A 22,963-nucleotide genomic window follows, 5' to 3' on the forward strand; every position below is an offset into this window, starting at 1 on the left:
CTGGAACAAGTCTGCTGAATTTATTCAAGATAGAATAAACTCTATCCGGATAAAAAATCAGCTAGGTAGCACCCTCTTTTAGCGATTTCAATTCGATTTTATCCTCTATTATTTCAATAGTCTGGTTTTCCACCTGAATTTGGGGATTTAATCCAGTTCTTAAAACCTCAACCTCAGGCGCTGTAACGGATTGAACCGTCATGACAACAATAAAGCGATCGCGCCCTGTGGCTTGAATCTTTCCCCCTGTCTCACTGGGGATAAATTCCAGGTTCACGTCAGAGGGTGTAATAAAGGTTCCTTGCATCGTCGCCCCGGATTCTGACTTCAGGGTAAACTGTTGACCCTGAATCGTTACGTTTTCCTGGGTATGCATGATCCAGGTTTGATCGGGTTCTGCGGCGTCAACCACCTGATCCACGAGGACAAACAACCCCGGTACACCGGATGCACCACTATAATCTACTGCGAGCGATCGCAACCAGTTATTGTGTTGTAAACTAACCATACCCGACCCATCGGCACTTGCATGAAATCCCGTCAGTTTCGCCGTCTTCCCTGCCTGTAATTCCTGCAGCAACATCACATTTTCATCCCTCTGTTTCCCATCAGATGCCATTCCCGCCGTCGCCCAGCGCCCTCCTAAGCCCCAAATTCGGAAACTTCCCGCATCGGGAAATGACCAATGTCCGCCTCTAGGTTTCTCTCGCTTGACAAAAATACTGGTAACAAAATCATTTTCATCTCGCCATTGATTGCGGAACGTAAAGAAGCCTTTTTGGGCATCTACCAATACCCGCCCCCATACCTTGGCAGGGTTCTGGGGGGTTACGTCTTGGGGATATCCGGCGAAAATATACGCGGCTTCATGGGGTAAGTCAATGCCAAAACTGTTATCTCCATTCCTCCCCCAATGGCGGTTAAAAAACCACATTACCCCCGGTAGCAGCCGTTCCGGGACTATCCCCAATCCCACCGCAAAGATAGAACCCGTGGGGCTTAAGCGATGACGCCCATAGCTGGGAATCGCCACTTCCCCATCTTCACCCACCATTCGGGTTACATACTGAGGTAAAAACCAAGCCGCGTGCGATCGCGTGACCAAATCTTCCCCTAACACCGTCTGATAGGCTTGTAAAAAGGGCATTACTGTGAGAAACCAAGGTTCGGTACTATAATGATCCCCCTCAGACCCAAAACCGCGATCGCCAATGCCAATGGTAAGATAGCGTTTAATATTCCGTTCCGCCACTTTCAGCCAACGCCACGTCTCTACATCCCCCTCCTCCAGTAGCGCCAACGCCGCTAACCCCGCCGCCCCTCGCGCCCTCGCATTCCAGTTACTTGCTGGGTTAGGATTCCAGCCATCATCCGCCGTTCCCTTCACCAGCAGGGCGGTTTGAGTCGCTAACCAATCGGCTACCTGTTGTACCTGTTCCTCATCCCAAGCCGAGTGACACAAATCATACGCCAACGCCACGCCTGCGACTACTGTAGAATGTTCCAGTAAACGGGGTCCAGGTTGGTTCATGGAATTAACCGTAATCTGCCAAGCGGTTGCAGCTGCAGCTTGATCCTGCTGGATTAGGGAGAGGAAGCAGTAACCAGCCGCGTGATAGCCCCCGGTTGGCACATAGCCATCATAATAGATAGGTTGATCAAGACTCCGTTGCAACTGTGCCAGAATCGCCTCACCCCTAGGCGTTTTAGCCTGTTGACGCAATTGGGGAAGTTGATCTTGGCGAAAAATTAACCGAGGATGTTCTTGGGGGCGCAGAGGACGATGATTTGCCACAGGTTTTGACCAATGGGGACGAATAATTCCCTGGACTTCTCCCTTGACAGGTTGGTCATTTACTGTTCCAGAATAGGTGCCAATTAGTTGATTATGATCATGCAACCGCACTTGGATATCATACTCTGCTTGTCCTTCCAGGGATTGCCAAGGATCAGGACTAATTTGCATCTGCACATCCAGATTCCATAATCGTCCCCGTTGACTCCTCTGGAGAACTCCCTGATGATCCGCCTGATTGAACTTTGGCGCAAATCCCCACACTTCGCGATCGCACTTATTCGCATCACAGACTAAATCGAGGGTAATATCCTGATAAACGGGTTCCCCTTCCCAGGTTTTCCATACCCCACGTTTTAGGTTTAAACGGATATCCCCGGATAACATAGCTGGATCAATCATTTCTGCTGGGGAAGGATGAGAACCTCCTAGCCAGAAGAGAAATGACGCAGCTATAAAATAGAGGATTTTGTCATTTGTCATTGGTCATTCGTCATTTGTCATTGGTCATTGGTCATTTGTCATTGGTCATTTGTCATTGGTCATTGGTCATTCGTCATTGGTCATTGGTCATTTGTCATTTGTCATTGGTCATTCGTCATTGGTCATTTGTCATTGGTCATTGGTCATTGGTAATGCGTCTGTAGGGGCGACCCGCTTGCATAAATTAACAACTCTCGTCCACTCAATTGGATCGGGTCGCCCTCTGCTCAAACTGAGGCTACACAAACGAGTTTCTCCTGTGCAAAAAAAGCTTCCGCATTCGCTTTTTTGGCACGGGGGATTAAGGGGGGTTAAGATTAAGGCGACGAAATTCAAAGTCTTACAGGAAAAAAAGTTTCACCTTAAGTTGACACAGATTCGGTAAAACCCACCCCTACAGATGGTTGGGTCGCCCTCTCCTTAAATTTTACTTGACACTATAGCACGTCAGTGATATTACTTATGCCCGCCAATAGTTCTGCTATTCATAACTGATACCACTCTTATCCAAGGAACGTTTAGACGTAAATTAAAATTAACTAAGTCTAAATTATCTATCGTTTTCTATAATTTTATAACTTCCAGGAAAAAAATACTTGCACAAGCGAAAAAATTGAGATAGATCCTTCCTTAACTCTTACTCCCATGAAATCTGCTCAATGGTGCTTTAGCTGGTTGTTTCTAGTTGTGGGTTTAATTTTGGTGGCGAAGACAGCGCCGACTACGAACGCTGAACCAATTACCGCCGCCTCTGACGGTACGGGGACAATTGTCACACCGAATGGCAATCAGTTTGATATTTCCGGGGGGAGTCTGGATGCAGATGAGGCGAATCTCTTCCACAGTTTTCAGGAATTTGGCTTAGATGCAGGACAAATTGCTAATTTTTTGGCGAATCCGCATCTGAGGAATATTTTGGGGCGAGTGGTTGGCGAAAATCCCTCATTGATTAATGGGTTGATTCAGGTGACGGGGGGAACACCAAATTTATATTTGATGAATCCAGCGGGAATTGTGTTTGGCACCAATGCTCAATTAAATGTTCCCGCTGATTTTACCGCCACAACCGCCACAGGGATTAGCTTTAACGATAATCTTTGGTTCAATGCATTTGGAGACAATAATTATCAGCAGTTAGTCGGAAATCCCAATCAATTTGCCTTTGACTTATCCCAATCGGGAACAATTGTCAATGCAGGAAATTTAGCCGTTTCTCCAGGACAGAGTTTAACCCTATTAGGGGGAACCGTGATTAACACCGGGGAACTGACTGCACCTGGGGGACAGATTACGATTGCGGCGGTTGAAGGGTCAAATCGGGTGAGGGTTTCTCAGTCGGGACAGTTACTGTCATTAGAGATTGCTGCGCCTCGGAATCAAGACGGGATATTATTGCCAATTAGTCCATTAGATGTCGCAGAGTTATTAACAGGTTCAGCAGAAAAAGTCGAGACGGGGGTTGATGTTACGCCATCGGGAGAGGTACAACTAGCTGACTCTCTGATAACCCTACCAAAGGAAACAGGAGTCGCAATTATTTCTGGCACAATCGATGTTTCCACTATTGACGAAACCGTTGCGCCCTCCTCCTCACCCTCAATTGGCAATGAAATCAATGTTATTGGCAAAAAGGTAGGCTTACTTTCTGCCAATCTTGACGCATCTGGTATCAATGGTGGCGGTACAGTGAGAATTGGTGGGGATTATCAAGGTGAAGGCACAATTCCCAATGCTGATATCACGTTTGTTAGCGCAGATTCAACCATTAATGCAGATGCTTTAACTGATGGGAATGGGGGACGGGTTATTGTTTGGGCAGATCAAATCACTCGCGCTTACGGTAGTATTAGCGCCCGTGGTGGCGAAGATTCCGGTGATGGTGGGTTTGTGGAAACAAGTAGTCAGGGAGTTCTCGACATTACGACATTTCCCGATATCTCGGCTGATGCCGGTTTGGGCGGAACTTGGCTAATTGATCCAAATAATATAGAAATTGTTACTGGTCAGACAAATAACAATATCAACAATACAACTCCCTTTAATACTTTAGACGATAATGCTCAACTTGGCGTTGACCTGATTGTGGAGGCTCTCAAGTCAGGTAATGTTACGATATCAACCCAAGTGGGGGGGGGGAATTCTGAAACAGGAGATATTCGCCTAAATGCTTCATTGAACTTTGATGGAATAGGGACAGGAAAGACATTGACTTTTAATGCACATCAAAATATTTTTATTACACAAAACAACCCAGTTATTGACGAAAATAATTTTTCCTTAGATAGCCTTAATTTAGTGTTAAATGCTGATAGTGACAATAATGGTTCTGGCAGTGTAGAAGTCAATGCGCTGATTAACACAGCGGGTGGAGAAATTAATATTAATGCGAATAATAATGATATTAACAATATCAACGCTATAAGTATCAAGGCTGAACTAAATTCCGGTAGTGGAGCTATTAATCTTAATGGGATAAGCACTAATGGTGGAGGTGTAGAAATTAAAGCACCTATACAATCTGAAGGTGGTGGAATTATCATTCAGGGTACAGGTCGTAATCCGATTCAAAATATTAATCAAAAAGATTTTGAGGGAATTAATATAGAGGGGAATGGGCAGATTGATTCTCAGGGTGGTAATATTACCCTGATTGGTACAGGTGATCAATCAGAAGGGGTTGAATTTGACGGTATGCTCAACTCTGGCGGTGGAGATATTAGGGTGACAGGTGTTAGTGAAGGGTTTAACGGTTTGAGGATTCAGAGTCCAATTCTTTCAGAAGGTGGCACGATTAATCTGAATGGAACAAGTATAGCTGATATCGGAGTGAATGTTGCCAGTAAGATTGAATCCCAGGGTGGCACGATTACCATAGAAGGGATGAGTACAAATCAACAAGGGATCACAATTGAAGACGCGATCGCATCCCAAGATGGTACGATTACTTTACAAGGAACTAGCACCAATGATGCAGGTATCTTGGTGCAAGGGACAATCGAATCTGATAGTGGAACTATTTCTTTAACTGCCGATAAACTTCATCTAGACACGGGCAATTCGATCACAGGTACGGGGAACCTCAATTTAAAGCCATTAACCCCCAACCTAGAGTTAGAAATTGGCGGAACGGGAGATCCAATTACAGTTTTTCTCAACAGTAACGAACTGCAAACCCTCTCCGATACGTTCACAACGATTGATTTTGGCAATTCTAATAGTACAGGCACAATTACCTTAAATAGTAATTCAACATCCTATCCGATTAATATTATCGGCGGGTCAACCTTAGTCGGTGCTAACCAAAACACAACTTGGGAAATAACAGGTATTGACCAAGGCAATATCAATAGCTTAACCTTTGAAAATATCGGTAATCTTACTGGCGGCAGTGCCGATGATACCTTTGTGTTTAGTGACGATGCCAGTATCAGTGGTACGATTACCGGAAACGCCGGGACAGATACCCTAGACTACTCCGCCGTAACCACTCCCTTAACCGTAGATTTAGCGGCACTTGGGGCAGAAGATGTGGAAGGAGTTACAGGAAATGGCAACATCGATAGCAGCTTAATCGCCACAAATACCGCCAACACTTGGACGATTACGGATACGAATCAAGGAACCGTCAATGATATCGATTTTACCGACTTTTCTAACTTAATTGGTGGTAACTTAGACGATTCCTTTGTCTTCAACAATGATGGCAGTTTGAGTGGTAACGTAGAGGGCAAGGCAGGCAATCTTACTTTGACTGGCGATGAAATTGATATTGCAGGAACAGTGTCCGGTACAGGGAACTTAATCATGCAACCCTTCACTCCCAGCCAAGACATTCAACTGGGAGGTATTGATAGTGGAAATCCCGGTATTTTGGATTTAACCGCAACCGAGTTGGCAGGATTGCAACCTGGATTTACCTCTATTACGATTGGACGCACTAATAGTAGTGGTGCGATTACCTTAGCCGATGATATTCAGTTTAATACCCCACTCACATTACAATCTCCCACAGGTTCAGGTTCAATTGACACGCAAGGATTTAGTCTTGCCACACCCGATAATACCTCAATTACCTTACAAGCAAACCAAGACATTCGTACAGGCGATATTATCAATCCCGGTGGTCAAACAGAGATTACCAGTCTTGGCGGAGGTGAGATTAACCTGCTGATGAGTGGGAATGTTTCCCTCTCCAATCCCACCCTATCCACAACTGGAGGTAATGTTACCTTAAATAGTCCGGGAATCATCACCGCTTTGGGTTCTGGGTCAATTCAAACTCGTGGCGGCGATATTATAATCGAAGCGACTGAGATTAATCTGCCCACAATTAACTTGGATTCGAGTAACCCGAATGATACCGGAGGAAGGATTAACCTAATTGCGACTACCGGGGCAATTTCTACCCGTGATTTGAATAGTTCTGGACTCAGTGGTGGTGAGATTTTCTTAAATGCAATCACCGCGATTACCACAGAAAATATTAACAGCAGTGGCAGTATTAATGATGGGGGTGATGTCACACTTGACCCCAGTGGGGATATTCAAATTGGACACCTGAATGCTGAAGGCGGTAATAGTGGCATTGGCGGTACTGTAGAGATTACCACAGGGCAATTTTTCCGCGCTACCAATCGCTTCACCAATCGCAACAACATTCAAACCAGTCTTTCTACGGCGGGGGATAATGGTGGCGGTGCAATTACAATTCGCCATGGTGGGAATGGAGAAATGCCCTTTATTGTCGGAGATGCAACCACAAATGGAACAGTCGGGGCAATTTCCAGTGGTGAATTTACGATTAATCCAGAAGAGTCCTTTCTCTTTACCCATACCGAAGGGAATCTGCAAATTATTAGTGTTGACCGTCCAGATAACCCGCCCCCAGATAACCCCTTTCCAGATAACCCATTCCCAGATGATCAACCCCCTAATCCTGACATCAATCCCGTCAATCTACTAAAATTGCCTGAAGACCCACCGCCAATCCTGCAAGCCCAAATTCCTGACTTAGAATGGGATATCGTGGCAGAAGTAGAAGACTATTTTACCCGTCAGTATGAAGACTATTTTGGGCTTTTAGAGACTCCAATTATCACCCAAGCTCAATCTCAGGGCATTCTCCAGCGAATTGAACAAGCAACGGGAACTAAACCTGCACTATTGTACGCTGTATTTGTTCCCAGTAACGCCCCCTCACTCACGCCAAGTACAGGAACAGATAATAAGAACCAAAAACCGGGAGAGGCTGAGACTGAACGTGACAGAAGTCAGGATCAATTAGAACTGATTATCGTTACCCCTGAAGGCACACCGATACGACGTTCTGTACCTGGTGCGACACGAGAAAAAGTTCTCAAGACAACTCAAGAGTTGCGTCGCGCTGTAACCGATATTCGTATTCCTCGCTCTTACTTACCTGTAGCCCAACAACTCTATCAATGGTTAGTTGCACCTGTTGAATCAGAGTTAGAAACCCAGGAGATTAATACCATTGCATTTCTCGTGGATAGTGGTTTGCGTTCACTCCCTATGGCAGTTTTACATGATGGCAATGAGTTTATATTGGAGAAATACAATATTAATTTAATGCCAAGTATCTCCTTAACGGATACTCGCTATGTGGATGTGAGGAATCTGGGCGTGTTGGCGATGGGGGCGGCGGAATTTACGGATCAAAGTCCATTACCGGCTGTCCCGGTGGAATTATCGACAATTACCGATAAACTTTGGCAGGGACAATCGTTTATTAATTCTACGTTTACCCCCGAAAAGCTGAAAAGCGTTCGGAATGAAACTCCCTTTGGCATTCTTCACTTAGCCACTCATGGTGAGTTTAAATCGGGTAAACCGGAAAATTCTTATATCCAGTTTTGGCAGACTAAACTAGCCCTTGACCAAATCCGAGAACTGGAATTACATAACCCTCCTGTGGAACTGATGGTATTAAGCGCCTGTCGCACGGCGTTAGGTAATGAAGAAGCGGAGTTAGGATTTACTGGGTTAGCGGTACAAGCGGGGGTAAAATCGGCATTAGGAAGTCTCTGGTATGTCAGTGATGAAGGGACATTGGGGTTAATGACCACATTTTATTCTCAGTTAAAGCAAGTTCCGATTAAAGCTGAAGCATTGCGACAGGCACAGTTAGCGATGATTCGGGGTGAGGTGCGAATAGAAAAGGGTCAATTAGTGACTCCGAATCAGACTATTCCTTTACCACCCCAGTTAGCGGATTTACCGGATATAGAATTGACCCATCCTTATTATTGGAGTGCATTTACTTTGGTGGGGAGTCCATGGTAAAAATTGGGATAAGGCAGAGGGCAGATGGAAGGTTGCAAAGTGAAAGGAAATGATATTATCGATGACGGAGGGCGGGTTTTGTTGAGAGGTTATCGGTAGGTATCAATATGAAACGGCTAAACCCGCCCCTACAATTGACTTTTCACGATCTTCGAGGGTATACTTCCGCCCCTACAATTGACTTTTCACGATCTTCGAGGGTATACTTATTCCTGAGGGCTTACTGAAAAACTTGCCAAACCCTACAAAATAAAGGTAGAGTAATGGTGTTTAAGTTATGAAAACCTTTCCCTGTTCTTTCGTCTTACTTTTTTCTTTTCAAGGCTTGTGCGATCGCACCTTCTAATTCTCGCTTACTCAACTCAGTAACAATAAACACTTCTTGAAACGTTTTACCAGAGCGAGCAATAATTTTATATCCACCGCGAATGGGTACAGACACTTTTAACTCTAAGCGAGGACGATGACTTCTCGCCCGTCCAATGACAGCTGGCGTAATCGTTTGAATCCCAGTATAGCGAGTGAGACGTTCTAGAACCGGAATCAACCCGGGCAAGTGAGTTGAGTGATTCCAAACCAGTCTACCGCCATTGGACTTACCCATGATAAGTTGTACATCTAAATTGCATATCGATTTTGTGCAAAATCATGACCCCCTCTGCCAGACGTAGCTACGTCTCTACATTTATGCTTCCTCCAAAGGAGCCATTGTTAATCCAGCCCGACTTAGCTGTTGGTGATAGAGTTCAGCTTGTTCCTGAGGACCAACCCAAACAATGGCTTGACCTTCAAAGTGAACCTGATTCGTCAGTTTCCAAGCGTAATCGCTGCTCATTCCAGGAATATACTTCACCAAGCAGTCATGGACGTGCTGAAAGGTGTTGAAATCATCATCGAGAACAATAACCTTATAGTTAGGATAAGGCTTGCGGGTAACTTGACGCGATTTTTCAGGAGCTTGAGTTGGTGCAGCAGATGTCGCTGAACGAGCTGCTGAAATTACCACAGTCATAGGGCTTGTAACAAAATTATGCTAAAAAAATTCACAAAGTTGTTCTCCCAGTTTACCTCAGTTTGGCATCAGTTACTCATAATTCATCACTTTCCCAGAAATTCTCATTTTGGAAATTCAACTGCTATTGGGCGGGATTTTTAGATCGAGTTCCTGCGTTCTGGCAACCGCTTTAGCTCTCTTGGATCTCTCAGATATCATCGTGAACCTCGCGAGACTCAGGGTTGTTGAATACAATACCGAGATTCCCAGTGCTTGAACAGCTTCTTGCCAAAATGAGAATTGCTGGGGTTTTTACTTTTTACTCAGAACGTGTGCGCGTGTAGTACCTCCATCACATCACAGACATAGGCGATGCCCGAATAGTCGTCGAAAAACTGCGCTGCAACCTTATCCGAAATCTTCACGGCCATATCTCGATTGGGGGTGAGCACCTCGAACTTGACATTCGAGTAGTTGTCGCCAATGCTGGGTTGTCCTGACGAGCGCACGTTGCGACTGCCTTTACCGCCAGCGTCCACCACCGTATAACCGGTAGCTCCGGCTTCGTCGATGATCTTGCCGACCTTTTTCAGTAGCACCTTTTCCGTGACGATGACGAGCTTGCTGGCTTTCTGGGTCATGTGGTTTACCTCTTGATGCATTCTGTTACGACAATTCAAGGCAAAACCATAAAGTCTTGCCTTGAACCATATCTTTAAGATTATGCCAAAGATCGGCGAATCCAATACCCTCTGTTGAGAAAGATTGACTCAGATTAGCGGAAGCATTTTATAAAAAACACTTATCCTTTTGGCGCTATGACCACCATTCAACATCAGATTGCAGGGGGCACTAGAGCGCCGGACCACTAATAGTTTAGTAAAGAGCCTGATTTTCCGTTCAGGATGAGCGCCAGAATGACCGTTTTGCGTTATATAGCACTACGCACACACGTTAGGACATCAGTTTATCCCAACAGGCAACAGGCAACAGGCAACAGGCAACAGGCAACAGTAAAAATGTCCTAACCTGCTTTGGTAAGGCTATAGCTGGGATTACTGGACCGGTGTTCTAGGGACGAGGGCCTGAAGGGGTGACAAGCTGGCGTCAAAGGTAGGCAAGGTGTGGGGTATGGGGTGTGGGGTATGGGGTGTGGGGTAAATCTTAGAGGAACACAAAAGCCCATAAGAGGAGATAGGGTAAGGAGCGAGCGCTCTCCAGGCGAGCCAACGAATAAACAATAGAGTTTTTGGTGACTCCCTGAGTAAAGTTCAATTTTTCCCGACACCCGACACCCGACACCCGACACCCGGTAGTACCTTCAAGTTCCTTGTCACCCCCTCAGGACGAGGGCTCTGCCGTTTACAGTACCATACTAAAGATTGACCAGAGATATCGGGGTTTTCTGAGACTAAAAGGAAAACTTATGATTTGAATTGGGCATTTCCATGCAAGTTGGTGCAGATTTTAAGATAAACTTAAGCACATAGTGATTCGGGTCTTACATAGATCTTAATCTATAGGATGTACTGCGGGACAGGTATTCGCGTAATACCTGTGCTGTAGGGGTGTAGCGCTGCACCCCCGCTTTCTTTAACTTTTAACCAATTTCACTGATCACAATCACCACTCCCCCAGCTAGGGGAGGCGGAAGGAGGTATTCATGGCAAATTTCTCTCGCATGTCTCGTCAGAACTTTCTGTACACTGTCGGCACTTCCGCAGCAGGCTCCATTGTAGTTCCAAGTAGAAACCAACAGCAACAACTGCCCGCTGATTGGAAATCCGGGGCTAACACAACGAAGTCCGTCTTCACGGACTCTAAAGATTTATGGAAATAAATTGGAATGACTCTATCTTTAAGATCTGATTAAGGAGGAATTACAAAGTGGATTTTTTGACCGATTTTTTTACGCTCTTCCTGGCGAAGTTGCAGTCCCCGACACTCGGATTTCTGATTGGTGGTATGGTCGTTGCCGCCGTCAATAGCCAACTGCAAGTTCCAGATGCGGTTTATAAGTTCATCGTCTTCATGCTGCTCATCAAAGTGGGTCTGAGCGGCGGCATTGCGATCCGCAATTCCAATCTGCTGGAGATGCTGTTGCCCGCATCGTTCGCCGTGATCATAGGGATTCTTATCGTGTTCATCGGGCGTTATACCTTAGCCAAGCTGCCGAAAGTCAAAACTGTGGATGCCATTGCGACCGCTGGCTTGTTCGGTGCTGTGAGTGGCTCTACCCTCGCCGCCGGCATAACGGTACTGGAATCGGAAGGCATCCAATACGAGCCCTGGGCAGCCGCACTCTATCCCTTCATGGATATCCCAGCGCTCGTGACTGCGATCGTCCTGGCCAGTATTTATGTTAGCAAGCAAAAGTCTCTCAGCAAGCAGGAGTCTCTCAGCAAGCAGAGCGTTACCGCAGGCGGGTATCCCAGCGAGCAGGAGTATCCCACCACCAGGCAGGAGTATCTCAGCCAGCAGCGCATTACCGCAAGCGGATATCCCAGCGAGCCGGACGATACCAGTAATCGAGTCAAAATATGGCCCATCGTGCAGGAAAGCCTCCAAGGATCTGCCCTATCGGCACTGCTGCTCGGCATCGCTCTAGGCCTGCTAACCCAGCCGGAAAGTGTCTATAATGGCTTCTTCGATCCCCCCTTCCGGGGCCTGCTTTCGATCCTGATGCTGGTAATGGGTATGGAGGCCACAGCAAGGCTTGGCGAGCTGCGCAAGGTGGGTCAGTGGTACGCCCTATATGCCTTTGTTGCGCCGCTGCTGCATGGGTTCATAGCCTTCGGTCTCGGCTGGATTGCCCACGTCGCCACGGGATTCAGCCCTGGCGGCGTTGTGCTCCTGGCCGTCATCGCCGCCTCCAGTTCAGACATCTCAGGACCGCCCACTTTACGAGCCGGTATCCCGTCAGCCAATCCCTCCGCCTACATCGGCTCGTCCACAGCCGTCGGCACGCCGGTTGCGCTTGCCATAGGAATACCGCTCTACATCGGACTCGCCCAGGCGCTGATGGGCGGCTGATTCCAGACGGGTCGCGGTCTGTAGGTGCCTCCCTAGCCCGGCGACCAACGCGGCGGCTATGTCAAGCAAGGTCTGCGTCGTCTCCATTCAACAGTCGCGCGGCCCATCGGTCTGGTCTGGACCAATAACTTCTTCGCCGGCGTCAACGTCCCGCAGAAAAGAAACACGGCCACCAACAAGCCGGGGTCATGCCCCGGCTTTTTTGGTTTGATCAGCCACAGGAAAGATATGTTTGGGCGAGTTTTTCGCCAAAATGAGAATTGCTGTCACTTTCCCTGTTCCCTATTACCTAACCCCTGAATTTGGTAAAGCCTCCATCCCATTGGGAGTTTGTAACTTTTGCATGACAAACTCTTGATTGACTAATGCTTGCGGATGAGATGGATTCAATTCTAATGCGGTTTGCAAGGCTTCCAAGGCTTGAGGATATTGCTCTAAAAATCGCAGCGCAATGCCTTTCCCTGCCCAAAAATCAGCATTCTCGGCATCGATCGCGATCGCACGATCATAAGTCTCCACTGCATTACGGTATTGATTTAATGCCATTAATGATAACCCCCTATTATACCAGGCTGCTGCCGAATCCGGATTAATGCCAATTGCTCGTTCGGCTGCGGTGATCGCCTCTTGATAGCGTTGCAGACGGAAATCTAAGCCACTCAGATTCACCCAAATCTCTGCCAGAGTCAGAATATTGCCCACATTCGCATCCCCTAACAGCGCCCGTTGATAAGCAGCATGGGCTTCATTATACTGTCCCAATGTGGTGAGAATTCGGGCATAGTTAAACCAAGCCTTCGAGGAATTGGGGTTAATCGTAATCGCTTGTCCTGTTGCCCCTAGCGCCTCTTCAAACCGCCCCATAAACCACAGCGTCGCCCCCCGACTACTCCAGGGATCAGCATAGTCAGGATTCAGTGCTACCGCCCGATTCGCCGATGCTAACGCCTCTTGAAATCGACCATTACCCGTCAGCGCATCCGCCCGATGACTCCACGCATACGCCGCCCCTTCTTCTCCCCAGCGCCCATCTCCCTCTTGAATCGCTTGATCACAGGCGGCTAAAGCATCTTCATATTGACTCAGTTGATTCAAAGTGGCACATTGATTGGCTAAGGCTAAAGCATAATCGGGACGAATTTTCAGCGCCCATTCCTGAGAGGTTAAGGCTTCACCCGGTTGACCAATAATGAGTAAAACTTTACCTTGTTCCGTCCAAGCGGTTGCATCCTTGGGGTCAATCGCCAGGGCTTGATCATAAGACTCTAGAGCGGCGTCATACCGTCTCAACTGAGCCAGAATTTTACCACGATTCGTCCACGCGATCGCGGGAGTCCGATTTCCCCAATCCCCATTCACCTGTAACGCCCGTTCACAGGAATTAAGAGCATCATACGTCTGATCAAATTGGGATAATAACAGACAGCGTTGCGCCCAAGCCAGGGAATAATCTGGATTACTTTGAACCGCTAAATCAAAGGAAAATAGCGCCTTTTCTCGTCTCGCTTGTCCCCAAAGGGCTAACCCTTGATGATACAACGCATAAGCCCGTGTCACCTGATTCCAAGTTTCATCAATTTGCAACGCCGTTTCACAGTCAGTTATCGCGGCTTCATAGTTTGTCAACTGGATATTTGCCGCGCATCGCTTTGCCCAGGCTTCAGAATGTCTCGGTTCTAGGCGAATCACCTGCCCATAAGAGGCGGCGGCTTCGGCATAATTATTTAATGCCCGTTGAATATCACCTCGATCAATCCAGGCTTGAGGTTCATTAGGATTTAACGCGATCGCTTGATCACAGGCTTCTAGGGCTTCTTCATAATTTTTAGCCTCTTTTTGGGTTGCACAGAGGTTAGCCCAGTAACTAAAATCTTGTAACTGTAATCCCTCTTCACCTTGAGCGTTTAAACTCTGGGGGGAGGATACAGTTACCCATAAAAAGGTACTTAGAAAAATAGAAATAATTTTGTTATTTGTCATTCGTCATTTGTCATTTGTCATTTGTCATTTGTCATTCGCCATTCGTTATTGGTCATTTAGACAGGGCGGGTTTAGTGACATTAGGGTGAACAAAAAAATGATAGTAGTGAAACCCGCCCCTACACATAAAACTCTTTTCTAGTCATTGATCATTCACCTCCCTCATCTCCCTCTTCTCCCAGACGTTCCACCGGAACGTCTCTACAACCCCAGCTTCCCCAGCTCCCCCCGCTCCCTCTGCTCCCCCCGCTTCCCCAGCTCCCCCAGCTCCCCCCGCTTCCCCATCACCTTATTTCCGACAATTATCACAATGTCCACATTTTAATCCCATCGCCTCCTTTTTAAACCCAAACGCCTTGAGTAAAAACTGCCAACGACATTGGCGAGTTGTCAGGTATTGTGTCATCAGTTTCTGTACCTGAACTTGGTGAGAACTTAATTGAGCCAAAGCGCGGGAATCGGGGGATGGGTGTTTGTGATAGTGAAAGGGATCTTGCCATTCCAATTGTTCCGCACTGTGGAGCAGGGCTAATGCGACTTCACCCTGGCGAAATTCCTGGGAGACGGCGGCGACATTCCCCTGTTCAGGTAGCTTTTTGACTAAGCGTTGTGCCTGTTGGTATTGCGATCGCATCTGATCGACAAAAAACTGACGCTTTTGCTTATCCTCTGAATTTAACCACCCTGTTGGCTCACTGATCAACGTCAGGGCGTCTGCGGGTTTACCATCGCGTCCACCACGACCGACTTCTTGGATATATTCTGATAATAATTGGGGGGGCTGAAAATGTACCACCCACCGTACATTGGGCTTATTGATTCCCATCCCAAAGGCGCAAGTACACACAACAAATTGAGTTTTGCCACTCAGCCAACTCTGTTCAATCTCTCGCCGTTGTTGAGAACTTAATCCGGCGTGATAGGCGGCTGTCGCATATCCCCGTTCCCCAAACCATTGGGCTAATTCCTCGCCATCTCGCCGGGAACGGACATAAACTAACCCCGATTGCCGATTTCTGGCTTGAATGAACTGTAACATCTTCTGGCGGCGTCCCCGTGGTGTCCAGACGATTTGCACATCTAGGTTAAGATTGTGGCGATAGGGACTGATTAAAAAGGCTTGGGGGTGTTCTAATTGCAACACCTTACTGATGGTGTCTTGGGCGCTAGGATCAGCCGTCGCCGTAAATGCTGCGATCGGGATTTGGCTGCCGGGTGGTTTAGATTTGAGTAGGGTGGGTCGTACTGCGCCTAGGCGTCGATACGCGGGTCGAAAGGTATCCCCCCATTGAACCAGACAATGTGCCTCATCGAGAATTAATCCATTAATTTTTAGATCAGGCTGAGAGAGTCGTTCCCAAACGGGCGCACTTAATAGGGTTTCTGGAGAGAGGTAGAGTAATCGGAGTTGCTGGTTTTCTAGGGCTTGCAGGGTTTTTCGGCGTTGTTGCGGGGTTAATTGACTATGTAACAGGGCGGCGGGTAAGTTGCGATCGCGTAATTCTTGTACCTGATTTTCCATTAGAGCCACTAATGGGGAAATCACCAAGGTTAATCCGGTTTGTAAGAGGGCGGGAAGTTGAAAACAAATCGATTTTCCCCCACCTGTGGGTAAGACAATCAGTGCATCTCGCCCCTCCAAAATACTCCGAATAATCTCACCTTGAGGCGGACGGAAATTATCATATCCCCATATTTTTTTAAAGGCGATGCGGACATCGTTCCAGGATGTGGTTTCGGTCATGCTCATGGGTATGCAGATAGGTTAGGGACAGGTGTAGATATCTGAACCTGATACTTGTTTGTCTTTAAACGTTAATTTTTACTGACTAAGGGAACAATAGTTGAGGATTCCATAGTCAGTCACTACTTTAGCATAAGCCTGTTTCCAGCTAATCTTATCAAGTTGGCTTAAAGTTTTTGTTAAAACTCTTCTAAAAATAAGAGCAATAAAGCTTAATTATTTTTTAAGGTTAATGGTTGTTTTGTATGTCAATAAAGGTTAGTCCGGAAGCGTTTCTCGCCGCCTATAGCGATTATATAGTGATTGTAGGGATAACCGAGGCGGATATCCAGGACTTAGACCATTATCCGATAAGCGATCGCGTTTTGGCACAGGTACTGAGTCAGATTCTGGCTCTTAATCCCGTAGTGGTGGGGTTAAGTTTGTTTCGGGATGTTCCGGTGAATTATGGGGAAACTCGTAGAGACGTTCCGTTGGAACGTCTTCTGGTGGACTTGTAGGGGCGGGTTTAGCCACTAAACCTAGCCACTCACCAATAACCTATCAACAAAACCCGCCCTGATTCAATCCAATTCGTAATCACCTGCACCACCGTTGTCGGAATAGCCATGGAATTCTTTGAGTAGTCTGAAGCTATTAAGCGAGAAATAGGGATAGATTAAGATCATTGCGATCGCACTTAAACAGCTTCTTTGATTACTTCCAGCTTTTGATCGATCTGTTTCAGTGCCATTTCCAAATCAGTGGTTAGCTGTTGAGCGCCTTTTTTAGCCGACTGGTTGCAATACTTGGCGACATCTAAAGCCGATCCAATCTGAATGTCAATATCAGAACCTCGCTGAGGAACAGGTTCGCTGTAACGGATGCTAACGGGTACAATTTTTAATCCCAAACCTGGTTGATTAGATTCCGCTTGCAGGGCAATTCGTGCCATACCAGGTTTAAGTGGATTAACCTCACCAAGACGAAAAATATTCCCTTCGGGAAACATCACCAGGGCTTCGCCACGACGCAGGAGTTCGACACTATGCCGGATACTGCTGATTCCCGGGTGTTTCGTATTCACCGGAAACCCACCCAGGCGGCGGATAAACCAGCCTTGTAATCCTTTCATTTCATCTTGCGACACCATAAACCGCAAATCCCGTCCTGTGACAGGTTTCCCAGCCGCATAAGCCATGGTTAACCCATCCCAACGCGATCGATGGGTGGGTGCTAAAATAACTGGACCTGTTTTGGGAATATTGTCTTGTCCCGTCACTTGCAGCCGCCCAAAATAAAGGGGCATGAGGATACGACGCCCCAACGGATAGAGGATTGATGTTAACCAATGGGAAACACTGGAGTTAACGGGAACTATTTTGGCGGAATTGACCGTCTTTGAATCAGGCTTGTCCAAGGTTGAGGGAGTTTGGTTCTGTTCACGGGATTGGAGTTGCATCATAAGGGATTCGGTTTTTTGTGTGTTTCGACTCTTCACTCTTACCTTATGAGGTCTGACAGCCCCTGTCGTCTACTGAAGGGACAGTTCTAGTAATGTCATGGTTAAGCGTTGATTGTAGATCGCGCTGGCGTCGTTGGGCAAACCAGGATTTCAGATATTCTCGACATTCGGTTTCCAGAATCCCAGCTAAGACGGGTAAGCGGTGGTTGGAGTAAGCGCTATCAGGACTATTGGCAACGGTGCGGATTGTGCCGGTTTTGGGGTCATCTGCACCATACACCAGTAAACCCAGCCGCGCCAAGATAATCGCCCCAGCACACATGGCGCAGGGTTCTAAGGTGACATAAAGGGTGCAGGTGTTTAAATGCCAGGTGTTTAAGGTTTGACCGGCTGCACGTAGGGCGAGGATTTCCGCGTGGGCGGTGGGATCGCGATCGCGTTCTCGCCGATTTTCTCCGGTGGCGATCAGGTTATCCTGATTATCAATAATCACTGCACCAACGGGGACTTCTCCCGCTTCACCCGCCGATTGTGCGATCGCGAGGGACCTGTTCATCCAGTGGCGATGCTTTTGATAGGCAACGTGATTAATAGGCGGTAACATTTAGACTAGATATATGAAGAAACTTTAAACAACTCTTGACGAATTTACTCTAATGGGAACTAAAAGCGTGTACTCTCAGAATCAATTGAGTCATTCAGCGTCTGCGGCTCCCCTAGCTTCCCAGACGCGCCATGGCGCGTCTCTACATGCTCCCCCTCACCACAATACTGATTCAGCCAGCCCTAACTATTGGGTTTTTCTGGTGCTGTGGATTATTTTACTCGTACCATCTCTCACGGGATGTGGGAATAGTCCCAAGACAGAAGCAGGGGCGCAACCCAAACCCCCTGGTGCAGAAGAGAAAACCAGTACAGCCGTAAACGTCGCGATCGCAGAAACGGGATGGGTGGTCGAACCCATAGAGTATAAAGGTAACACTCAACCCCTACGGGATGTCTCGCTACGATCTCAAATTGAAGGGCGAGTGTTGAATCTAGCGGTTGATATTGGCGATCGGGTTAAACAAGGACAAATTTTAGCTCAAGTTGACGACGCCTTATTACAAACGGCTGTAACTGAAGCCCAAGCTGAACTCGCCGCCCTCAATTCAGAAGTCGCCCGCGCCCAAACTCAGGTGGGGAATGCCCAAGCCAGGGCAGAACAAGCCCGCTTAGAATTGCAGCAAGCTAAAGTTGATGCGACACGGTTACAAAACCTGGCGCAAGAAGGCGCTATTTCTCGACAAGAAGCCGAATTAGCCCAAACCGCCGCCGCCACCGCCCAACAAAACCTGCAAGCCACCCTCAAGCAAATTCGCACGGAACAACAAGCTGTCGCTGCTGCACAAGAACGAGTTAAGGCGCAGCAAGCTATTTTAGCTCAAAATAAGGAACGTCAATCCTATTCGTTACTCGCCTCCCCGATTAATGGTGTGGTATTAGAACGAGTCACTGAATCGGGGAATCTGGTGACACCGGGAAGTGAACTGCTGAAGTTAGGGGATTTCTCTCAGGTAAAAGTAGAAGTCCAAGTTTCAGATCGAGAATTGGCGAATATTCAGGTGGGACAATCAGTAACGGTGCATTTAGACGCCCTTGCCAATGAATCGTTTTCCGGAAAAGTGACCCGAATTTCTCCAGCAGCAGATAGTGAAGCCCTACAAATCCCTGTAGAAGTGACGATTCCCAACCCAAATCGTCAAATTGGGAGTGGACTTTTAGCCCGAGTTAGCTTCACCCCAAATACCCAAGCCCAAGTGGTGGTTCCGCAAACGGCGTTAGAGGTTGGCACAGAGTCAGGGCGTGGCAATACTCAGATGGCAAAAACGAATCAGCCGACTCAAACATCAGAGAAATCAACGGTGTTTGTCGTGGTTGAAAATGGTGCTGAATCTACAGTTAAGACACGTCAAGTAGAAATTAGCGATCGCGCCAAGGGTAGAGTGGCTATTGTATCTGGTTTAAAGCCTGGGGAACGGTTTGTCGTTCGCAGTGATGCGCCGTTAAAGGATGGGGATAAAGTGCGTTTGAGTATTTTATCTGCAAGCTAGAGAAGGCTCTTTGTCGGTTGGGTCCTTGGAACGTAGGCTCTCGCCTTCTCGGAGAGTAACCCAAAAGAAGCGGACAGCCGATAACTTACTTACCCGTGCATAGCTTTCAAACCTTAATTGGGTGCAAGCAGCATTTGATATCACCTACGAAGAAGCGCGAGAGGCTTGAACCAGTAATTTGGTCAGTTGAGTGAGTTGTCGTTTGTCAAACGCTTTGATAATCGCTTTAGCTGCCGCTTTGGGTTCCACGGTAATCGTAATCTGTTTACCACCGCCTTGGCTGGGGGTAGCTTTTGCCAACTTCTGTAACGCTGGACTTGCCTTGAGAGTACTCTCTTTTCCTTGTTGGACTTGATCGCTAGCTTGTTTAAGTTCTTTAATAATCACAGGTGCTAGAGTGTGGAACGAATTTTGGGAATTCGCGATCGCATCAGAGGCATTTTTTACCAAGACTTGCCAGGGTTCAACCGTTTGGGCGAGTTTCGCTAGCTTATGACAATTCTCTTGCAGCTTTTTACGATTGGCGGGTGTTTCTGATTGTTTGAACAATTGCAACATTTGCTTGAGGATACCTGTCACCTGAGCAGAAAAGTTCTCAGATGCTTGACCCGTCGCTTTAGCTCCACCCTTTGCTGATTTTGCCGGAGCGGCGGTTGCTGGTTCCCCACCACTAATCAACCGTTCCAGGTACGTCTGCAATTCCTTGAACGTCGGTTCGGCGGCTTGCACCATTTTATCGGCTTCATCATCCCGGAGACCAAAGGGTCCTTGAAGTTGTTCGATCAGGTCTTTGAGAGTGTCGTAGCCTTGTAAGAATAAACTCTCGACATGGCGATCAAGGTTAACGGGATGTTCTTTGAGAATCTTCAAACAATCCTCTAAGCGGTGGGCAACTTTTTGTAGACTGCTAAAGCCTAGCATTGCCGCCCCGCCTTTGACCGAATGAGCCGCACGGAACATCTCATTGACCATCTCTGGGTCTTGAACACTTTCCTGCACATTCAATAACCCTTGTTCGAGAGTGTCAAGGTGTTCTTTCGCCTCTTCGATGAAATAACCTAAGATTCGTTGCTGATTCCCCCCATCCACGGCAGTTTTCCCTAATCCAAACAACTATGTATACACAAGACCGACAAAGGTTATGGTCTCTATTCTATTGCCAACAGGTTTAATCCCATTGCAGTCTACCAACAAAACTCTTTCTTTAGATTACCTGAATTTGCCGTACAGCCGTAAATGCTGAGTAGCTGACTCCAGCTGTCCCTTCACCAGGATGGGTAGAATCTCCCACCAACCATAGGTGATTAATGGGGGTGCGAGTAGCAAAGCCAAAGGGACCGAATGTTGGCACTCGCTGACCAATTCCGCCGACGATTCCTTGATGGCGTCCGGTGTAATAGGCAAAGGTTCGGGGTGTTGCTGTTTCTTGGTGGATAATGGTTTCTGGAGTTAAGTTAAAGTATTGACATAGCCGTGCGATCGCGTCTTGGGTATAATCTTTTTTTAACTGGTCATACTCCTGCTGAGAACCTTGCCACCACCTTCGGGTATCGGTAAACGAGGAGGCAATAATCGTGGCTTTTCCCTCTGGGGCGCGACCATCACCGGGTTTACTAACCGAGACAAATAAAGAGTTATTTTCGCCAATCTCACCGTTGTAATCGTAGAGAAATTGCAGGTGAGGCGGACAACCTGCTGGAATAGATGCTTGGTCAACACCCAGATAAATGACAAAGGCACCTGATGCAGACGGTAATTTATCGATGCGACGCTGATAACCCTTGGGCGCGTGATTTCCCAGTAACTTGACCAGGTTTTGTGCCGTCACATTTGCCACCACTTCATCGGCTGATTCTGTCCAAACCTGTCCAGTTTTCTGATTTCTCACCGTTACGCCTGTAACCTTGCCCCCGGAAACCTGAATCTGTTCCACAGTATGACGCATCAGCAGTTTACCACCCCATTTCTCCAAGGCGGCGACTAGGCGATCGCTCAACACTTGCATACTCCCGTTCAGGTGAAACAATCCTTGAGGTTCTTGGGAAACGCCGAGGGCAGTTGCAGCATACAGTAAAGCGGTTTCATCGGCATCGACTTGGGAATACAGCTTCAGTTGTAAATCCAGAAATGTCCTCAAACGCTGATTGTCATAGAGTCGATAGCCGCGCAACGCATCTCCCACCGTCATAAATGTAAACGGTAGCGTAATCAGGGTATCTGGACGCACCGCTGAGATTAATTGCCACAAATCCCAGAGATTTCGTGGGGGTAATACGGGATCACGGGATTGAAATCTCCAACTGGCATTGAATAGAGTGGTCATCAGTTGCCAGAAGGGTTCACTCCCCGGAAATTGCCGTTGCCGTTCTTTTGCCCATTTTTCTGGGTCACGCCAAACGTTAATCGGTTTAGTTTCGCCAGGGAGAAATACGGCACAACCGGGATCACAGGGAGTCGCGGCGGGTAAGTCAACTTCTAACTCCTCAAAAATTCGCTGATGAATGCCACCTAGTTCTAAACCTGCCACTTGGGTTGCACCCACATCAAAGGTAAAGCCGCGACGCTTGAACGTGGAGGCACATCCGCCAGGGACAAACGCTTGGTCGAGGACTAACACTGAGTAACCTCGACGGGCAAGAAGTGCGCCAGCCGTTAGCCCCCCAATTCCTGCACCAATGACAACGACGCGATGGGTTAGAAGCTGTTTGTTAATTTCTGGACACATCTAGACATTTCTTCCCGTTTGGGTACTTTTCACCCATAGCTGTAGCCATCCTTTCGATGAATTGGTTTTTCGACATATTCGAGTTTGATGCCAATCCGTTTTTTGCCAGTTGTCGGATAGATCTCACCTCTACCGTTGCTGTATGGGCAAAGTCGAGTTGAGTATCACAATCGGTGGCTTAGAGTAAGCTACTTTAAGTTCTTTTACTTCTTTGTTTGACCAGTCCAAAGTAAAGTAATGTTAGCTTCGACAATGCTTCTCAGGCTTGTTATGGAGTATCAGAGGGCTTCTCTTCGATGTCTCGCCTTTCGTTGATAGTTCCGACAGTGCCAAAAACTAGCGTTCATTCTTGGGTGTCATGACCAAAAA

At 47.3% G+C, this 22,963-nt stretch carries 15 protein-coding genes; 5 read left to right on the forward strand and 10 right to left on the reverse strand.

The features are described from left to right. Nucleotides 1-61: 61 nt before the first annotated feature. Nucleotides 62-2,278, reverse strand: coding sequence for a hypothetical protein (locus RIG27_RS02635; protein ID WP_446342156.1), 2,217 nt, complete (start codon nt 2,276-2,278; stop codon nt 62-64). Nucleotides 2,279-2,327: 49 nt separating this feature from the next. Here RIG27_RS02635 and RIG27_RS02640 point away from each other — a divergent pair, with 49 nt between their 5' ends. Together RIG27_RS02640 and RIG27_RS02645 are read left to right on the forward strand one after the other, a co-directional pair. Beyond that, on the forward strand, nt 2,328-2,663 hold the full coding sequence (locus tag RIG27_RS02640; protein ID WP_446342158.1) for a hypothetical protein: 336 nt from the start codon (nt 2,328-2,330) through the stop codon (nt 2,661-2,663). 260 nt (nt 2,664-2,923) lie between these two features. Continuing rightward, the gene (locus RIG27_RS02645) at nt 2,924-8,581 is read left to right on the forward strand and encodes a CHAT domain-containing protein (RefSeq protein ID WP_446342160.1); all 5,658 of its coding nucleotides are present in this window, start codon (nt 2,924-2,926) and stop codon (nt 8,579-8,581) included. A 304-nt stretch (nt 8,582-8,885) separates the two neighbouring features. On the opposite strand, the gene RIG27_RS02650 is transcribed toward RIG27_RS02645, so the two are convergent. The 3 genes from RIG27_RS02650 to RIG27_RS02660 form a co-directional block, all read right to left on the reverse strand. After that, a complete protein-coding gene (locus RIG27_RS02650; RefSeq protein WP_446342162.1) occupies nt 8,886-9,185 on the reverse strand; it encodes a DUF2103 domain-containing protein in 300 nt (99 codons plus the stop codon). Between the two features lie 81 nt (nt 9,186-9,266). Next, entirely contained in the window at nt 9,267-9,593 is a 327-nt protein-coding gene (clpS, locus tag RIG27_RS02655; protein WP_446342164.1) for an ATP-dependent Clp protease adapter ClpS, read from the reverse strand. A 305-nt stretch (nt 9,594-9,898) separates the two neighbouring features. Next, nucleotides 9,899-10,216, reverse strand: coding sequence for a P-II family nitrogen regulator (locus tag RIG27_RS02660; RefSeq protein WP_446342165.1), 318 nt, complete (start codon nt 10,214-10,216; stop codon nt 9,899-9,901). A 1,246-nt stretch (nt 10,217-11,462) separates the two neighbouring features. Here RIG27_RS02660 and RIG27_RS02665 point away from each other — a divergent pair. Next, nucleotides 11,463-12,608, forward strand: a complete 1,146-nt coding sequence (locus tag RIG27_RS02665; RefSeq protein ID WP_446342167.1) for a sodium-dependent bicarbonate transport family permease — start codon at nt 11,463-11,465, stop codon at nt 12,606-12,608. Between the two features lie 285 nt (nt 12,609-12,893). Here the strand turns inward: RIG27_RS02665 and RIG27_RS02670 are convergent, their stop codons facing one another. Both RIG27_RS02670 and RIG27_RS02675 read right to left on the reverse strand, forming a co-directional pair. Then, entirely contained in the window at nt 12,894-14,588 is a 1,695-nt protein-coding gene (locus RIG27_RS02670) for a tetratricopeptide repeat protein (protein ID WP_446342169.1), read from the reverse strand. 289 nt (nt 14,589-14,877) lie between these two features. Further along, nucleotides 14,878-16,338 carry a RecQ family ATP-dependent DNA helicase gene (locus RIG27_RS02675; protein ID WP_446342171.1) on the reverse strand — a complete coding sequence of 487 codons (1,461 nt, stop codon included), beginning with the start codon at nt 16,336-16,338 and terminating at the stop codon, nt 14,878-14,880. Nucleotides 16,339-16,577: 239 nt separating this feature from the next. On the opposite strand from RIG27_RS02675, the gene RIG27_RS02680 reads away from it, so the two are divergent. Beyond that, entirely contained in the window at nt 16,578-16,832 is a 255-nt protein-coding gene (locus tag RIG27_RS02680; RefSeq protein WP_446342173.1) for a CHASE2 domain-containing protein, read from the forward strand. A 179-nt stretch (nt 16,833-17,011) separates the two neighbouring features. Here the strand turns inward: RIG27_RS02680 and RIG27_RS02685 are convergent, their stop codons facing one another. Next, on the reverse strand, nt 17,012-17,773 hold the full coding sequence (locus tag RIG27_RS02685) for a lysophospholipid acyltransferase family protein (RefSeq protein WP_446342183.1): 762 nt from the start codon (nt 17,771-17,773) through the stop codon (nt 17,012-17,014). Between the two features lie 46 nt (nt 17,774-17,819). After that, the gene (tadA, locus tag RIG27_RS02690) at nt 17,820-18,380 is read right to left on the reverse strand and encodes a tRNA adenosine(34) deaminase TadA (RefSeq protein ID WP_446342175.1); all 561 of its coding nucleotides are present in this window, start codon (nt 18,378-18,380) and stop codon (nt 17,820-17,822) included. 52 nt (nt 18,381-18,432) lie between these two features. Here tadA and RIG27_RS02695 point away from each other — a divergent pair, with 52 nt between their 5' ends. Further along, the gene (locus RIG27_RS02695; protein WP_446342177.1) at nt 18,433-19,869 is read left to right on the forward strand and encodes an efflux RND transporter periplasmic adaptor subunit; all 1,437 of its coding nucleotides are present in this window, start codon (nt 18,433-18,435) and stop codon (nt 19,867-19,869) included. Between the two features lie 144 nt (nt 19,870-20,013). On the opposite strand, the gene RIG27_RS02700 is transcribed toward RIG27_RS02695, so the two are convergent. Together RIG27_RS02700 and crtD are read right to left on the reverse strand one after the other, a co-directional pair. Further along, nucleotides 20,014-20,958: an Hpt domain-containing protein gene (locus tag RIG27_RS02700; RefSeq protein ID WP_446342185.1), complete on the reverse strand. Its 945-nt coding sequence runs from the start codon at nt 20,956-20,958 to the stop codon at nt 20,014-20,016. A gap of 115 nt (nt 20,959-21,073) precedes the next feature. Beyond that, on the reverse strand, nt 21,074-22,594 hold the full coding sequence (gene crtD, locus RIG27_RS02705; protein ID WP_446342179.1) for a C-3',4' desaturase CrtD: 1,521 nt from the start codon (nt 22,592-22,594) through the stop codon (nt 21,074-21,076). Nucleotides 22,595-22,963 lie beyond the last annotated feature (369 nt).

Origin of the sequence: Coleofasciculus sp. F4-SAH-05, assembly GCF_040222985.1 — a bacterium.
GTDB lineage: Bacteria > Cyanobacteriota > Cyanobacteriia > Cyanobacteriales > Coleofasciculaceae > Coleofasciculus > Coleofasciculus chthonoplastes.

Coding starts and splice junctions, on each gene's coding strand:
- RIG27_RS02635 (WP_446342156.1), bottom strand. CDS start 2,278: ATGACAAATGACAAAATCCTCTATTTTATAGCTGCGTCATTTCTCTTC.
- RIG27_RS02645 (WP_446342160.1), top strand. CDS start 2,924: ATGAAATCTGCTCAATGGTGCTTTAGCTGGTTGTTTCTAGTTGTGGGT.
- RIG27_RS02650 (WP_446342162.1), bottom strand. CDS start 9,185: ATGGGTAAGTCCAATGGCGGTAGACTGGTTTGGAATCACTCAACTCAC.
- clpS (WP_446342164.1), bottom strand. CDS start 9,593: ATGACTGTGGTAATTTCAGCAGCTCGTTCAGCGACATCTGCTGCACCA.
- RIG27_RS02660 (WP_446342165.1), bottom strand. CDS start 10,216: ATGACCCAGAAAGCCAGCAAGCTCGTCATCGTCACGGAAAAGGTGCTA.
- RIG27_RS02670 (WP_446342169.1), bottom strand. CDS start 14,588: ATGACAAATAACAAAATTATTTCTATTTTTCTAAGTACCTTTTTATGG.
- RIG27_RS02675 (WP_446342171.1), bottom strand. CDS start 16,338: ATGAGCATGACCGAAACCACATCCTGGAACGATGTCCGCATCGCCTTT.
- RIG27_RS02680 (WP_446342173.1), top strand. CDS start 16,578: ATGTCAATAAAGGTTAGTCCGGAAGCGTTTCTCGCCGCCTATAGCGAT.
- RIG27_RS02685 (WP_446342183.1), bottom strand. CDS start 17,773: ATGCAACTCCAATCCCGTGAACAGAACCAAACTCCCTCAACCTTGGAC.
- tadA (WP_446342175.1), bottom strand. CDS start 18,380: ATGTTACCGCCTATTAATCACGTTGCCTATCAAAAGCATCGCCACTGG.
- RIG27_RS02695 (WP_446342177.1), top strand. CDS start 18,433: ATGGGAACTAAAAGCGTGTACTCTCAGAATCAATTGAGTCATTCAGCG.
- crtD (WP_446342179.1), bottom strand. CDS start 22,594: ATGTGTCCAGAAATTAACAAACAGCTTCTAACCCATCGCGTCGTTGTC.